The organism is Wolbachia endosymbiont (group A) of Epagoge grotiana (genome assembly GCF_947251775.1).
In the GTDB taxonomy this organism is placed as follows: Bacteria; Pseudomonadota; Alphaproteobacteria; order Rickettsiales; family Anaplasmataceae; genus Wolbachia; species Wolbachia pipientis.
In genome coordinates this window covers 1,219,037-1,234,512 of the sequence record NZ_OX366387.1, presented here as the reverse complement: position 1 = coordinate 1,234,512, position 15,476 = coordinate 1,219,037, and the positions used below count along the sequence as shown (strand labels likewise).

12 protein-coding genes and 2 pseudogenes are annotated in these 15,476 nt (G+C 35.7%); 2 read left to right on the top strand and 12 right to left on the bottom strand.

All coding sequences use genetic code 11. The features are described from left to right. Nucleotides 1-16: 16 nt before the first annotated feature. From OPR50_RS05755 to OPR50_RS05695, 12 genes and pseudogenes are all read right to left on the bottom strand, one after another. On the bottom strand, nucleotides 17-1,189 hold the full coding sequence (locus OPR50_RS05755; RefSeq protein ID WP_265023928.1) for a phage tail sheath subtilisin-like domain-containing protein: 1,173 nt from the start codon (nucleotides 1,187-1,189) through the stop codon (nucleotides 17-19). A gap of 320 nt (nucleotides 1,190-1,509) precedes the next feature. Further along, nucleotides 1,510-2,991 carry a hypothetical protein gene (locus tag OPR50_RS05750; RefSeq protein WP_265023927.1) on the bottom strand — a complete coding sequence of 494 codons (1,482 nt, stop codon included), beginning with the start codon at nucleotides 2,989-2,991 and terminating at the stop codon, nucleotides 1,510-1,512. Then, nucleotides 2,988-3,182, bottom strand: coding sequence for a hypothetical protein (locus OPR50_RS05745; protein WP_265023926.1), 195 nt, complete (start codon nucleotides 3,180-3,182; stop codon nucleotides 2,988-2,990). Before OPR50_RS05745 ends, OPR50_RS05750 begins: the two co-directional genes overlap by 4 nt. A 4-nt stretch (nucleotides 3,183-3,186) precedes the next feature. Further along, on the bottom strand, nucleotides 3,187-4,365 hold the full coding sequence (locus tag OPR50_RS05740) for a hypothetical protein (protein ID WP_070356855.1): 1,179 nt from the start codon (nucleotides 4,363-4,365) through the stop codon (nucleotides 3,187-3,189). Nucleotides 4,366-4,374: 9 nt separating this feature from the next. Then, complete coding sequence (locus OPR50_RS05735) at nucleotides 4,375-6,303, bottom strand: DUF4815 domain-containing protein (RefSeq protein ID WP_265023925.1); 1,929 nt, start codon at nucleotides 6,301-6,303, stop codon at nucleotides 4,375-4,377. Nucleotides 6,304-6,309: 6 nt separating this feature from the next. Next, entirely contained in the window at nucleotides 6,310-6,993 is a 684-nt protein-coding gene (locus OPR50_RS05730; RefSeq protein WP_264953772.1) for a hypothetical protein, read from the bottom strand. An 86-nt stretch (nucleotides 6,994-7,079) separates the two neighbouring features. Beyond that, complete coding sequence (locus OPR50_RS05725; protein WP_265023924.1) at nucleotides 7,080-9,128, bottom strand: AAA family ATPase; 2,049 nt, start codon at nucleotides 9,126-9,128, stop codon at nucleotides 7,080-7,082. A gap of 17 nt (nucleotides 9,129-9,145) precedes the next feature. Further along, complete coding sequence (locus OPR50_RS05720) at nucleotides 9,146-10,396, bottom strand: helicase RepA family protein (RefSeq protein ID WP_265023923.1); 1,251 nt, start codon at nucleotides 10,394-10,396, stop codon at nucleotides 9,146-9,148. Beyond that, nucleotides 10,381-10,881, bottom strand: coding sequence for a hypothetical protein (locus OPR50_RS05715; RefSeq protein ID WP_265023922.1), 501 nt, complete (start codon nucleotides 10,879-10,881; stop codon nucleotides 10,381-10,383). The genes OPR50_RS05720 and OPR50_RS05715 overlap by 16 nt, the downstream gene beginning before the upstream one ends. 38 nt (nucleotides 10,882-10,919) lie before the next feature. Continuing rightward, a pseudogene (locus OPR50_RS08555) lies at nucleotides 10,920-11,707 on the bottom strand (AAA family ATPase). Between the two features lie 11 nt (nucleotides 11,708-11,718). Continuing rightward, nucleotides 11,719-12,540: an ATP-binding protein gene (locus OPR50_RS05700; protein WP_265023919.1), complete on the bottom strand. Its 822-nt coding sequence runs from the start codon at nucleotides 12,538-12,540 to the stop codon at nucleotides 11,719-11,721. 93 nt (nucleotides 12,541-12,633) lie between these two features. Further along, nucleotides 12,634-13,128, bottom strand: a complete 495-nt coding sequence (locus tag OPR50_RS05695; protein WP_265023918.1) for a sigma-70 family RNA polymerase sigma factor — start codon at nucleotides 13,126-13,128, stop codon at nucleotides 12,634-12,636. Between the two features lie 574 nt (nucleotides 13,129-13,702). On the opposite strand from OPR50_RS05695, the gene OPR50_RS05690 reads away from it, so the two are divergent. Then, nucleotides 13,703-14,152 (top strand): crossover junction endodeoxyribonuclease RuvC, encoded by a 450-nt coding sequence (locus tag OPR50_RS05690; RefSeq protein WP_265024319.1) that lies wholly within the window; start codon nucleotides 13,703-13,705, stop codon nucleotides 14,150-14,152. A 113-nt stretch (nucleotides 14,153-14,265) separates the two neighbouring features. Continuing rightward, nucleotides 14,266-15,475 (top strand): annotated as a pseudogene (locus tag OPR50_RS05685) (DNA modification methylase). Nucleotide 15,476: the final 1 nt, after the last annotated feature.

Here is a 15,476-nt window from a genome sequence, read left to right as displayed (position 1 = left end):
CCTCTTTCTCCCCTTTTTATAATATTGTACCACTCACAAGATGTGACCTGAAAGTAATCTGTTCTGCCGGATATGGTGGTGTAAACTCAAAGTCAAAATATACTTTTCCACTTGCAATATTTGTTGGTGTATTGAGCTCTGGTGTTGCATAACATTTTCCACTGATAATAGCTCCTTGCGCTTTTAAATTGGCCAAATAAGAATTCACCCCCTCAATTACATCATCTATGTAAGTTTTGGTAATATTGCGATCAACTGCCCATAGATGAGCTCGCAGCAGACTATCGTTGATTAAATCTGCAGTCCTTCTCACTGACAGAAAAGCCCATTTCGAATCGTTTGAACATGTTCTATTTCCCCAAAGCCTATAGCCATTTTGATGAATTATCGTTGTTACTTCATTTTCATTTAAATTGTTTGCTCTACAATTTGTATTACCGAGCGTAAAATCAATAGGCCTGCTTGTTCCAACAATACCGTTTATTTCTTTATTTGAAGGTGAGTGCCAGAATCCTTGTTCGCTATCTACTTTCGCTATTAAACCAGCTACAAATGGGCTTGCTGGCAAAATTTCTTCTTTTCCTTCAATAAGTACCTTAACCCACGGATCAACAACATAAACTCTTGAGCTGCCTACACTTTTTCTCCACTTGATTGCTTCTTCATCATTGGTATTTGGTCCATCTGCTACTATTATGCTTCTCAGCTTTTCTGCTATAGGAATTAATGCTGCAACCACTGCATCTTCTGGGAGTTGGTGAGTAAACTGAGGTGCAATTAATATTCTTGGCGCAACATGAACTATGCTTTCACTGCTGAGAAATGCCTCAATTCCCTGATATTCTCCGGTTTCTTTATCAACTCCACCAATTATATTTTGAATAGTTTCACTTTCTTTGAGCTTTGGATCACTGTTATCACTTTCTTTAACTCGAATAACCACTACTGTTGCACCAATTTGGGAAAATATTCCATTTACTGCAGAAGGTAAACTGCCACTCTTTCCGAGCTTTGCTGCTTCCTTTAAGCTTCCTGCAACTAACACTGGTTTATTTAGCGGAAATTTTTGCTCATCTGCTTCAGGTGCAGTACCAATTACACCTATCACTGATGATTTAGCTGTACGTACTGATCTTGCCCCTGAGGTTACCTCAATAACATTTACACCATGTAAAAATTGTTCTGTCATATAGTTGCGTTATAAGTTTGCTAAAACTTGCTCTTTAAAATTGTTAAAAAACTCTGTAACTCTTTGATTTCCCTAATTTTCTTCTTGTTCCAAATCTTCTGATTACTACTTTTTAAGATTTAGTATATTTATTAAAATAAAGACAAAAACTAGAAAGTATAGAAAATTTCTCATTTTGCAATAACTCCAACTCAATATCTTCTTTACTCCTCTTGGCAATTTCTCCCCCTTCTGTTAAACGATTATCAATAAAAATCCTCTCTAGCTTGTTTTCAAGTATTGTTATTTCAACTTATTTGTAAGCGTATTTTCTTCCTCTTTTACTGCCAAAGCTTATATGTTGCATCTAACCCAGGACATTGCCACGCTCTTAATGTCCTTTCTACATCTATCTCAAGCCCTTTGGTTAAAAAATTGCTGCGAAAATTATATATTCCCCACTGGATAAATTGACCATAGATTGTGCTATACGTGTGCTCACTTGCAAAGAACTCAGGTGTCTCACCAACTCTTTCACCTTCTGAGTGAAGATTGGATGACGTATAAAGTAACACTGTAACAGTTTTTCCTGCTGGAATGATTATGTTACCTGATGCAATAAATTCAGGACTGCTAATTTCATGCTGGTAAATACGTGTCCAAGTAATTCTCGAAATATCTGACTTCCTTGTGTTAGTTTTATCAGGTGTACCTATAAATAATCCTGCTCCTCCATAATTAACTTCATCTTTGTACCACATTGCAGATCCAACAAAGTTTAGAGTTTTACTTATATCTACATTGCTTGTGTTTTTTACGAATATTACTCCCAATGCAGCATAAGGGTATTTCAGCATATTGAATTGCTCAGAAAATCCATCATACATAAATCTTGGGTATGATTCTCCATAGATAAATGTACCTTTGCTTCCCTCTAAAAAACTGAGTTGTCTTGGCCGATAAAAACTAACATAGCTTGTATCATATGTGTGAGTACCTGCTAGTAGTTGTAGCATATAGTCTGTTTTTGTTACATCACTACTCCACTGACCAAGCTCAGTTGTAAAAGTTCCGTGGCCAAAGTAATTATTTTTTCTACTTAGTACACCAAATAAAAAAGGTAATGCTCCAGGTTCAATCATATGACGATTTCTTACTTCTTTCATGATTGATGAGCCACTTGGTACATCATTTATGGAGTTAAGCTTGGTTGGTTCTCTGCTCCTTATCTCCCTCATAATCGATGAACCACTTGGCACATCATTAACAGTACGGAAGTTATTCACTAAACCTTTTAGACCATCTTTATGATCATTGCCAACACTATTTATTGCTGCAATGTTGGCATTCTTTCTCGTATCAAGTAGCGATATATGTGAATCTGATGATGCTTTTAAAGTATCCAAGGTATTAGTTTTTAGCGTATTGATCTCATTTACAGACTTTGTCTTTGCTACAGTTATTGCCGATATTGAATTTTCCTTATTGGTATTTATGTCATTCAAATGTGATCTTGCAGCGTTTAGAAGTTCTTTTAACTTACCATCTGTCATCTGTACAATTTCAGAAACTGCACTTTTGTCGATTATTGATTCCAATGCTTTAGCAAGATATGCTAATTGATCTGGTGTACTGTTTTCTGCTAAATCCTTAAGCCTCTTTTGTAGTGCATCAATTATTTCTTTTACTTTAGTCATTTGCGCAATATCAGAAATAGCTTTTTTATCTGCTATCAATTCCAGCGATTTTGCAAGATATGCCAGTTGATCAGGTGTGCTGTTTGCTGCTAAATCCTTTATCCTTTGGTATATTGCTTCTTTCATTTCCAAAAATTTAAAAAAGTCTCAAAATTAAACCGCTCAAAATTACTCTTAAGTTGATTATGCTCATCTTCTCTTTCGGTAATATCTTCATCTATTTTCTTAATTGTGGTACGGATACGAACAACATCTTCCACTGCAATATTCTCTGGGTGTGGCAAAGGATATCCGCGCCTCGTTTCATCATTTGGCATTTTCTTACGTTATAACAACCCGCAAGTTTTTTACCTTTGGCCGATAAATAACCGTTCCACTTAAAACCAATTTTACCCTTGTTTCATTGCTATTAAAGTTTGTTAGTACATGAGTTCTCTCCACCCAATTTTCCCCAATAGGTTTTCCTGATGTTAAATTTACTAATTGCCATCCTTTGACGCTTTGTTCCACATATGCTTTAACATCTGCAGTGCCAGGTATTAGCGCATCATAGGTAATTGTTATCTTAGTGTTAGCTCCTGCTGTAATGCTCCTTGTAACATAATCTCCGGACTCTGAAAGATTACCTAGAACTAGCTGTAACCCAGGATAGAGAACAGGACTTTTTTCTTTTGCACCTTTTAAATTTGCCTTTACTGTTAACTCTCCAGATAGTCTTTCACGCAGCGCGAGCGGCAAATTATCAGACAAAAAGTTTTCTTTCCCTTCTTCATCTGTTAAGATAAATTCTACATTGGTATCAAATGCTACTTTTTCAACATTTGTTAAAACTATTAAATCTGATACGTTGTTTGCAGTGACTTTACCAAGATCAATAACATGAGAATTTTCACTAAATTTTGCAGCTAGTAGTCGAAACGTTAAATCTAAATTTTGATGCGGAGTCCAGGTACTTGCATTACTTGATGATAGTAATACTCCTACTTGATATGGCTGACTCGTTACCCAGCGGCTATTTACTACATCATATTTGCCAAGCTCTGCTATTTTTACTGCTGTATCTGCATCATCGGTTAGCAAAACTATTGCATATTCTCTGCTAGATTCACACCAGACAGGAGACCAAGTTATACGTGTTGCTGTGCCATCTATCTTTATATCTTTTGGCTCAATATAGCTTTCAGCAATGACAGTCTGCGAGGGCATTCCCACTGCTGTTTCTCTAATCTGCACAACAACACGTTTTTTGCCTTTATTTACAAACCATAGCTCCACGCCTCCTATGTGTCTGCTCTCATTTAGCGTAAATGTTTGGGCTAAAGGATCAACTCGTCTTGCTGCGATCACTCTTCTTCTTTCTTCTATGGTAATAGTTTTTTTACCAGTATAAGTTGCCTCTCCATAGCTTCCTTTATCCCCATAAAACTGTACTAATTTAGTACCTGCTGGAATGTTTGCTGGGATTTTTATCTTTCCACTTATTCGTCCTTGATTTTCCACTTTTTTCCTCTATGGTATGGGTTGAATGCTTAGGCCATCAAATTTTACTTCCTTAAGCTTTTCACCAGTTGCAAAACCTTCAATCTCAAAATTTTGAGTTGCTTCTCGCATAAATTCAGTTTCGTATGAGGTACTTGACAGCAGCTCTGTTGTTTCTTTAACATTAAACACTCTGGTTACTGGACTTTTCCAATTCGTAGTAACCTCCGTCCAGTGATCTATATTTTTGTTCATGGTAACTTTTGCCGGGACTGGGTCAAAAGCTTGATATGGATTGATCTTTTCTCCTTTGGTCTGTAAAAGCTGCTCCAGTACCGGTTCAAGTTCATATGGCAACAAATAAGTTTTTTCTCCTCCATCAATATCAGCAATCGTTACATCTATTGGTAAAATTAGTTCCTTATTTACTATTGCTGCAGACTGCAAAATTCCTTGATCACGCATATCATCATCAAAGAACGAATCAACAAATACTCCTTTTTTGGTGGTAGGTTCTCTTGAATTTGCATCATTGCGTAAACGCTCCTGTGCAACAAGTGCATAAAGATCATTTATTCCTTTTTTCATTGCTTCAAGCTCATTCATCGGTACAGCATGAATAGCATTATTCACTATTTTTACCCCTTCGCCTTTTTTCCACGTCTGATGAATGTAGCAGAGCAAAAGTTGTCCACTAGGCGCTCTAGGCATTGATGGTCGCCAAGGGTGAGAAATTCCTTTTATTCTTCTTACCACTCCTTTGCTATCGATAGTAATTAAATCATAGCGGGGCATTTTCCAGGTGTAATCAATCAGAACCAAGCTGTTATCAACTGCTCTTTTTACTTTGCATCCCTGTTCACTTATATCTTCAGGGCTTACATGAGTGCGACAGCGATAGGTTATTAGGTAACTACTTCCAGGAGCTGGTTCTTTACCTGGTAATGACCAATCAACATTTCCTGCATTTAACTTATAGTCTATACTATTTTCATAAATAACATTGCCTTGTTTAACTTGAATAATCTCAAGTACTGCAGAGTCAGGTATCGGATCAATAGCTCCAGAATATGAACCATGAGTAATGGTAATGGTTTTTTGAACAGTGATATCTACTTTTTTAATTTCACTTATTGGAAAATCATTAACTTTAAGTTCCATTACTCTTTGGCTATTTGGCTGAAAAGTATGTGGTTCTGATTCAACTGATTTTATATCCGGATCTTCATCAAAAGAAACACGAATACTGTGAGGAAGTTCAATCTCATAGCCATCAACATGAGCTTTGCCCTCATTAATTACAAATATTTTTTTTCCTCCTTCCCCCTCTTCCTTTTGCAGGAACATTACTTCAAGACCATTTACGACGTAGGAACCATTTGCTTCTTTGTCATAACGAGCAAGAGCAGTAGTTACTATGTTTGCTTGTGGAGGTGGTGAATGTTCTATTAATACTCCATTTTCAATGTTATAGATTGGATAAAACTCTCCTTCAGAAAAACGTGGAGAAAGACCTTCTGCTTGATAACCCCAAATGGTGGAAACTTTAAGCCTTGCAGCTCCTACTTCCTGATAGTTTCTTGTACCAACTGCAGGATCACGAAGATTTTCATCCTCAAGTTCTGTAATCGTAGATTCTACGTAATAAACACCGATACGAACTATAGTATTAAGAGGAACAACAAACTCTTCTTTTTCGACTTTTCTAACTGCACCACGCAGATAGATTTTTCCTCCTTCAAGTGTAACTTTACCAGTTTCTCTATCTATAATACAATTGCTTCCCGTTATAACATCACCATCACGAAATATTGCATCACCTATGCCTTTAAGCTTAGAAAGAGCATACTCCTGAGTCTCATTTAATTCTGCAGACTGTAGACCTCTTCCTGCAAGGAACAAACTTTTTTCGTACTCTTTGTCAGGATTAAAGCGGTTATAATAACTATTTAAGGTCATTTTGTTTCAAAAAGTTACAACAAATGAAAAAGTTTCCCGAGTTGCAGATGTTCTGATAAGTGGTACGGTATGTTCTAAAACTAATAAAATTCCAGGATTTTCCACGTCTTTTGGCTCGAAATATCTCTGTCCTTCAGGTAATCCTTCTTTTATTTTAGTACCAACCATAACCCCTAATTCCCGTATAACTTGATTTGCTGCGTCCGTGAAATCGAAAGTAAATTTAAGGTACAAGTTATTAGTTGGTACATTTAAGGGCCTAAACCTTCCAGAAGGAGTTATAAGTTCGCCATTTTCATCACCTGTGCAGAATAGCACTTCATCTGCAGTACGTCTGCCAAGTTCATTCAAGAGCTTTATAGAATTTATAGGTTCAGGTGGTGTGCTTTCAGTATGCTGTACAGTAACTTTATCACTTACTGGAATAGAGCTATTTTCCGTACGTTTTATTAGACCAGTACTACTATCAACTGTATAGTCAACACTTGGCTGATAAGTTGTTTGTCCGATAAAAACTTTTACGTCTTTAATGGGATGGTGATCTAGGGCTATTTCACCCTCAACAAAAACTTTTTCGACCTGATGGCTACTTTCCCAATTTGCATCACCACTGCTCCAGGCAAGATGTAGAGGTTGCTCTTTTATGCTGGCTGCTATTGCTGCTCTTCCTGATTGTGTGAGTATTGACATTTTTCTCCCTATATTATATATATGTACGATGACTTCAAAATTCGTCCGCAAAAATCAAAATATTTTTTTTATATCAGAAAAAATTTTTAGGAGAATAGCTCAGCTCCACAGCTAAATTTTCCAACACCACGAGCAAATGGTCCGCTAGGAATGTCAAGCCATTTATCTTCTTTTGAACCAGTAGCCATTCCCTTAACCAGCTTCCGTGCTTGTAACAGCTCTTGAACTATACGCTCCATTCTATCTCTCCCTATACTGTGAAACTCCTCAGGTAGTCTATGCCGCTGTTTATACACTCCTGTACTTCCTGTATGGGTAAATGGATGTCCAGAAATTGCTGCTCGTGTAATTGCAGTTATAAGATGCTGCTTTGAATCTTTTTCGTTCATATTTTTTATTTTTAATCTTTCAGTTATGTCTTCTAACAATCCTGTTTCTTCATTTCTTAAATAAGTGCGTAAAGTGCGATCAGCCAAACCGTTTGCTTTAACAATTGCTCCATAAAATAATGCGTTCTGTCTTACAGATTCTCCTATTGATTTAAAAATTGTCGGTTTAGCTGCATCTTCCACAGACCAAAAAGCGTATGAACACCTAACACCATTAACAAGAGCAGATGTACCTCTAATGGCATCTCGTGCTTGCTCAACAGTCGATATAGGTTTTTCACTTTTTGGCTTTCTCATATGGTGGGCAGTAATTATTGATGCTCCAGTGCTACCTGCTAAATCAGATAATAAAGACATCAAATAATCGCCTACGGCTGGGTCAGTATTTAAGTCAGCGTGCACAAATGAAGCAAGTGGATCAAATACGATTAATTTTAAGTCTTTTATCTTATGAAGTTGTTTTGTTATAGATTCAAATTCAGGAGAAATCTCTATAATTTTACTCGAAATACTCTTTATTATCGTAAGTGATCCACTAACATTGGGTAATGGTACAATAAAGAGCCTATCTTTATATTTTAATCTTTCGCATTGCGAATCAAGACGCTCTAAACGACGATGTATTTCACTCATATCATCTTCTGCTGAGAAAATTACAACAGATCCATGTTCAGTAACTAAAGGACCAAAACCACATGGCTGATCTTTTCTACTCGCAACTTTCAGTGCTAAATCAAGCAGAAGCATACCTTTACCAGTATCTCCCATTGCAGCTAGAATAGATGTCACTCCTAAAGGAAATAACCCTTCAACAAGAAACTTTTGCTCTGGTACTGGACCTATAAAACGTTCTACGCTCCATTCTTGAATATTAAGCAATTGCTTAACAATTACTTTTCTCGAGTTACTTTCAATGAATTCAGAAATATCTATATTTGTTTGTACGCTATCTGCTGCATCCCATCCCTTTGGTTTATTCTCCGGTATTTCAAGAAGAGTAAGTGATAAAACACCAAGAAAAGTAAGCTTTTTCACAACTTTCTCAGCATATTGTTTACCTGGTTCATCATTGTCTGGCCAAATAATAACATGCTTGCCCTTAAGTGGTGACCAGTCTGTTTTTTCTATTGGTGCATTTGCTCCTAACATTGCAGTTGTGGCAGTCATACCTTGCTCTATCAGAGCATCTGCAAACTTTTCACCTTCAACTAAAATCACCTTATCAGATTTCACGATACCTGGAATATTATATAAAGGCCTGGTCTCTGGTAGAGTAAAACTAGACCTTTTTACATCAAAAGGAAGATATCTTTTTCCTGAATCAGTGTTATAACGATAAACTGTAACAATCACTTGATCACTTTCATCGTAATAGTTCCATGATGCCGTTGGTTGCCCCAGAGTGTTATTTTTTTCCGAATAACCAATCCACTTAGCAATATCTTCTATCGTATCAGTAAATTGATTTTTTCCAGTAACAGCAGCCCAAAGATCAAAAATATCTCCTCCTTCTTCGGTAGAAAAATCATGCCATAATCCGGCTTTACTGCCAGTTAACTCCACTATCATACTTTGTCCTTTATTGCCTTGTAGATCACCTACATAGAACTTATCACCACGAAAAATTCCTCTTGGCAGTAAATAAGAAAGACATGACCTTATATTTGATAGGAGTTGAGTTCTTAATTGTTCTTTCTTCCCTAATAATTTATAATGTCCATTTCTTTGTGAACAATAAATATCCATACCTACCTGAAGAATTTTTATGCTCTAGCTATAACATTAGCAGTTTTCCAACATCCATTAATCTTGTTGATGAATTTTGTTGGTATAGATCTACCGTTTCTAAGTTCATATACTACTTGCAAGATATTTGTACGTTTATTGGGTTGAAATATTACTATTCCAGATGTATAAAAACTTCTTAAAGCGTTAGCACCAACGAGAGCTTGAAATGGATTCTTTTCCAATATAGAGGTAGATACTTTTTTGGTGTGATTTGTGATGATTATTCCAGCCATAGGATTAATCTTGGAACGTAGTTTTTCTATTGCATGCTGCAGACCATAGTTAACGTAATTATAAGGAGAATCAATCACAACTAAATCAAACTTTTCCTCTACCATATTTTTTATTTTTTCTATACCTTCTTCATTTAAGGTCAAATTCATCTTGTTCGTCACAATTAAGTTTTCTGTTGCTAAATGAGGAAGTTTGTTGAGTTGTTGTATACGTTCTCTAATATAGTCATATTCCATTTCATTTTGTAGATAGAATATTTTTAGCGGTCTTGTAGGTTTCATGCCAAGAAATGATCTTCCTGCTGCCAGATGTACCAATAGAGAAAGAAGAAAATGACTTTTGCCAATCTTTGGAGTACCACCTATGACCAAAAGACCACCTGGTGTCAAAATTCTTGGGCCTATTATATCTTGTGGCATTGGTGATTTGTCGTTTAAGTAATGGTTTACAGAAAATGCTTTTTCCGAGTTTTGTTTTTCTTGCAGTACGGAACTTCTTTCATCTTTACCGTTCAACCATGTCTCAGCAGAATCTATATTACCTTTAACTAAAGTCCAAAGGTATATTATATTTCCTTTCTTTTCTTCGATCAGGTTGTACCAATTTCCTGCATTTTCTCCTTCCATTTCAACTATTATCTTACTTCCATTTCTACTGCCAATATAGAATTTATCTTGGTAAGATTTGCCATCAGGCAACAAATAAGATAAACAATCTTTGATGTTATTAATTAATAATGATTTTATTTTCAAAGCATTTTTAGATGAAAAATCCATAAAATTCTCCTTGTTTATTCCAAATTTGTTCAACATATTTTTTAGACGTTTACAGTCAAGATTAGCCAGCTCACAAACAGTTTCAAAAGATCGTGAGCGAATCCATTGACAAGCCTCTTTTTTAAGTTTAGGGTTTTTTCCTGCTGCATCCTGAATAGCTCTAGTAATAACAGCAGCCCACAACTTTCCTTCGTCGTACTTCAAAATGGCAACCAATCATCTTGAAAACTTTTTTGTAATTCTGGAGTAATAACTGTAGTAATCCTATTCCTATCTCCGTACGTATTATTAGTTTCAACGCCTACTTTTGCTGTAAACTCTAAATCGTTGAAATCAGCTATAGAGTTGATTCTTCTAGCAGTAACTGCTTTCTCTGAAGTGTCATTTGCATGAATATTTCTGGATGATTCCAAAATACTACGCAGCATAGAACGTCCAGATTCTCCCCAGATGTCTTCTTCACCTTCTGCTTTGCCATTTTTGATACCTATAATCTGAAAAATCTTGCGTTTTGCATATGGGCCTTCAGTGACGGTAAATTCTGCATTTAAATAGATACTGCCAGTAGTGTAGTTTTTAGTGAACCAATTTTCATAACCTCCAGGCTTTATTGCCATTTTTACCTTGACTATTGTACCTTTCGGTATTAAACTGCTTTGCAGTTTTGCGTTATTAAAATCAGTTAAAAAATCTTGTAGCATACGCTCTCCTATAAGTTGATTTTAAAGTGAAAAATTAGCTATTCCATTAGCTGCCAATGACCATTTATCTTATCGACAAGTTTGTTTGGCACGCGTTCACCATTACGAAGCTCAAATACTATCTGGCGTACACTGCTTTCTTCATCATGAGCAAACATCACCATACCAGTACTGTAAAATCCACGTAAAGATCCAGCACCACTTAGGCCTTGAAATGGATCTTCTTCGAGCATCTTTTTTGATAATTTTTTTGTATGATGAGTAAGTACAATACAAGCATCTGGATTGACAGCACTGCGTAACTTCTCAAGAGTCTTTTGCAGAAAGAACAGCATAGCACTATTATCATTTTCATTGCCATACTCGCTGCTAAAGATGTTACGCAATGGATCTATGGCCAAAACATCAGGTTTAAAGCGTTCATTCACAATTTCCTTAATTTCACTTATTTCATCATGATTAAATGATAGTGCACTTTTGGCGTAATGATTAAGTTGTTAGCAGCTACATTCAAAAGTTCATTATCAAGTTGTTGCAACCGTTCTTTCATATATTCATATTCAATTTCAGTTTGCATGTAGAAAATTTTCAAAGGTCTATTTGAATCCATACCAAGAAAAGAAACACCTGCAGCCATATGGACGAGCCATGAAATCAAAAAGTCGCTTTTGCCGATTTTAGGTGGGCCACCCAGTATCAATAAGCCTCTTTTTGTTAAAATTCTTGGTGAGATTATATCCTCTGGTATTGGCGATCGATCGTCCAAGTATTCTTTCACACTGAAAAAAGGAATTTTTTGACCAATAGTTAAAAAGTTTTGTAGCATATAATAACCTCCTATATGTTGGGCGTGACAGGTTGAATTGCAAAAGCTTTAGTTTTAATTTTTGTAAGAAGTTTTCCTAGATGCGGTTCTTCAACCATATTAAGGCAACCACTTCGATCTTTAGCAGGATATCCCCAAGAATTAATCGTCTGACAGACAAATGAACGAATTTCTGTACCATCATCTTTCTTGATTCCAACCATACTGATTACTTCGTCAACTATCCCAGGAATTTCACTTGCGGTTTTAGCACCTTCACACTGAGGTAGCCAAGTCGAGCGATTGAAATCATCAAGGTATTGCCCAAGAGTTCCAACTGTAATGATGTCTTTATTTGGAATATGTTGAAACTGATTGAGCCAAGCCATCATTTCTTGAGCAAGTAACCCGTAAGCAGCTCTCATATCTTGTTTTCCTGATCTTTCAGAAAAGGCTTCAGGTTGCATTTTTGCCCATAATAGACATAAACGCGAGGCTACTGTAATACTATCGATAAAAATACAGCGATACTTGAGAAACTCCGAAGCAAGCTCTCTGTATTTACTGGATACATGCTCATAGTGTCTTTGGCTATATGCTGAGTCAGATTTTAACGCAGGATTAGGACCACCTATGAGACATGCAATATCTCTTGCCTCATTCCAAGTACGAATACTTACAGAATCCCCTTGCCAATCTTGAACAGCAAGTAAACCTGCCTCAAAATCAAGACAAAGTGTTGGTTCATTTATGGTCTTTAAGAGACTAGTTTTACCTATACCATAAGGACCAAAGATGACCATTTTTATACCTGTTTGAACTTTTAGCCGTTCATTGCTGTTCATTATTTTCATTTTTCTCCCAGTACCTAAATATATATGTACGATGACCTAGGCAATTCGTCCGCAATTTGCAAAAAAAAAATTTGAGCAAATATAATCAAGAGCTTATAACTTCTCTAAAACTGAGAATTTATCGCGTATTCGTTCTAGTGTGCGATAGATAGTTGTCTTTGGTATTTTGGTTATTACAGAAACTTCAGTAATAGTAAATACCTTAAGTAATTGACATAAATTACTATCTTTTTCAGATAAAGTTGAAATTATATTATTTATATCAGTGCGAATTATCGCTTCGATTTCCGAGTTCCTATGATCTGGAATATTGTCGTTTATATCATCAAAAATTATATTACGTTTTAGACACAACTGATTGCGTAACATATTGCGAGCACAATAATTAGCTAATCTAGCAACGAAAGTACTAAAACTACTTCTTTTCTCATCGTGCTGGTTAAGATATTGCCAAACCTGACAAAAAAGCTCCTGCTCTATATCTTCGAGACTTTCGTTAATAAAACAGCTTTTAGATTTAAGACGTGAAGCTTGAAATCTTACATGTTTAACAATTGTAGAATCGATTCCTTGATAAGAATTCTTCATAAAAACTCCAAAAGTTTCATGAATAGAGATTTTTACCAAGACCTTATATGACTAATTTATTATAAAAAAGTAGTAATAATTTTTTTATCTAAAAGAATAAAATCTTTAAAAATTAAAATAAGATTTAAACGTTTTGATACACTACTGAAGCTACTTTTTCATAGGTAAAAAACTACCAATTTCGTACCTAATTTCTGAATTACTAATTAGTATTTCAGAAAGCAGTAATCGTTAAGTTATTGATAATATTGTCTTTTTTATGTTCTATTCCTAAAAGCCGTTTCTAAAGTTAAGTGGCTAAAATCGGCCAGTGAAGAGGATTTACGGATTACTGAAGTCTTATATATATTATATATATATTTAAATACAGGTAAAATATAATATATAATAATATAAATATTGGCGTAATATAAGTTATGTAAAATAGTTATTAAGATAAGTAAAAACTCAAATGGCAGGATATGAAATTTTTTTTAATTTTTTTTCAAAATTGCGGACGAATTTGCGAGTCATCGTACATATATATTATACAGGGCATTGAACTTTAATTACACAAAGGAGTTTTTGTACGTCAATCTTAACGCTAGATCTCGGCAAGCAAACCGGCTGGGCAATTCTTACAGATGGAGTAATTGAAAGTGGAAGCAAAAGCTTTCATGGTAGCCGTTTCAGTGGAGGTGGAATGTGTTTCTTAAACTTTTGCAATTGGCTCAATTCTTTGAAAGACATTTCTGCAGTGTACTTTGAGGAGGTGAGAAGACATTTAGGAACTGATGCAGCCCATTGCTACGGTGGGTTTCTTGCAGTGCTGTCTGCTTGGTGTGAAGAGAACAATATTCCCTACCAAGGTGTTAATGTTAAAACTATAAAACGCTTTATAGCAGGCAAAGGCAATGCAAGTAAGAGTGAAGTTATTGAAGCGATACGTGAAAAAAGTTTTTCACCTAGAGATGATAATGAGGCCGATGCTTTGGCATTAATGTTCTATATTAGTAAAGATATTAATAAGACGAAAAATCCATAAAAAGTGGGTCCTTTCAGCCAGAATGGCGGATTTGGTGGGTTCAACCCCAGGCCTTCTTTAGCGTCAGAGATATTTTGAATATTAACTTTTTAATTATTAAGGATTTAAATTATATGAATTTAGCAATCCACTACTATCCTGTTGAAAACCTCGTCGAATATAAGCGTAATCCTCGTAAAAATGATGATGTAGTAAATAGAATGTGTGCTTCAATCAGGGAATTTGGCTTTCGTATACCAATAGTTGCAAAAAGCGATGGAACTGTGGTTGATGGTCATTTAAGACTTAAAGCAGCAAGAAAACTTGGTATGGAGAGTATTCCAGTGGTCTTAAGTGATAATTTAAATGAACCACAAACTAAATTTTCGGTTACTGGCAAATCAATCAGCTAACTGGGCGAAGTGGGACGATGATCTTTTGAAGGTGGAAATTCAAGAATTAGAAGATTTGCAGTTTGACCTTAAAATGACAGGATTTGAATTAGAAAAAGTTCAACATTTCCTTGATGATTTAGATAGTGAAAAAGAAGATTTTTCTGACTTGGTTGGTGATGAAAAAAGGGTAGAAATAACAAAACCAGGTGATCTTTGGATTTTAGGTGATCATCGAATCTATTGTGGTGATAGCTCTGTAGTTGAATCATATAAAGCGCTGTTAGATGATAAAATGGCAGACATTACTGTTTGTGATCCTCCATATAACGTTGATTATGGTGGTAGCCAAGATAAAAAAATATTAAACGATAATCAAGGTGAAAAGTACGAACTTTTTCTCTACGATATCTGTTCCCACATTTTAGCATATACGAAAGGTGCAATTTACATCTGCATATCATCATCAGAGTTTTCAACGTTGCAAAAAGTATTTGAGGAGGCAGGAGGAAAATGGTCAACATTTATCATTTGGGCAAAGAATCATTTTACGCTAGGCAGGTCTGATTATCAAAGACAATACGAAGCAATGCTCTATGGATGGAAAAGCGGCAATAAACGTGAGTGGCATGGAGGTAGAAATCAAAGTGATCTGTGGTTTTATGATAAGCCAACACATAACTCATTACATCCAACGATGAAGCCAGTAGAGCTAATGGAGAGAGCAATAGTAAACAGCAGCAGATCAGGAGACATAGTACTTGATCCATTTAGCGGTTCTGGCAGCACACTGATTGCATGTGAGAGAACAGGAAGAATTTGCAGAACAATAGAGCTAGATTCAAAATTTGTAGATGTAACGATAAAACGTTGGCAAGTATACACAGGTAGGGAGGCAATTTTAGCCGGTACTGGTAAAACCTTTTCACAAATTCAAGAAGAAAAACAGTAAG

Excerpts from the sequence above, each read along its gene's own strand:
- OPR50_RS05755 (WP_265023928.1), bottom strand. The coding sequence starts at position 1,189 with ATGACAGAACAATTTTTACATGGTGTAAATGTTATTGAGGTAACCTCA.
- OPR50_RS05750 (WP_265023927.1), bottom strand. The coding sequence starts at position 2,991 with ATGAAAGAAGCAATATACCAAAGGATAAAGGATTTAGCAGCAAACAGC.
- OPR50_RS05745 (WP_265023926.1), bottom strand. The coding sequence starts at position 3,182 with ATGCCAAATGATGAAACGAGGCGCGGATATCCTTTGCCACACCCAGAG.
- OPR50_RS05735 (WP_265023925.1), bottom strand. The coding sequence starts at position 6,303 with ATGACCTTAAATAGTTATTATAACCGCTTTAATCCTGACAAAGAGTAC.
- OPR50_RS05730 (WP_264953772.1), bottom strand. The coding sequence starts at position 6,993 with ATGTCAATACTCACACAATCAGGAAGAGCAGCAATAGCAGCCAGCATA.
- OPR50_RS05725 (WP_265023924.1), bottom strand. The coding sequence starts at position 9,128 with ATGGATATTTATTGTTCACAAAGAAATGGACATTATAAATTATTAGGG.
- OPR50_RS05715 (WP_265023922.1), bottom strand. The coding sequence starts at position 10,881 with ATGCTACAAGATTTTTTAACTGATTTTAATAACGCAAAACTGCAAAGC.
- OPR50_RS05700 (WP_265023919.1), bottom strand. The coding sequence starts at position 12,540 with ATGAAAATAATGAACAGCAATGAACGGCTAAAAGTTCAAACAGGTATA.
- OPR50_RS05695 (WP_265023918.1), bottom strand. The coding sequence starts at position 13,128 with ATGAAGAATTCTTATCAAGGAATCGATTCTACAATTGTTAAACATGTA.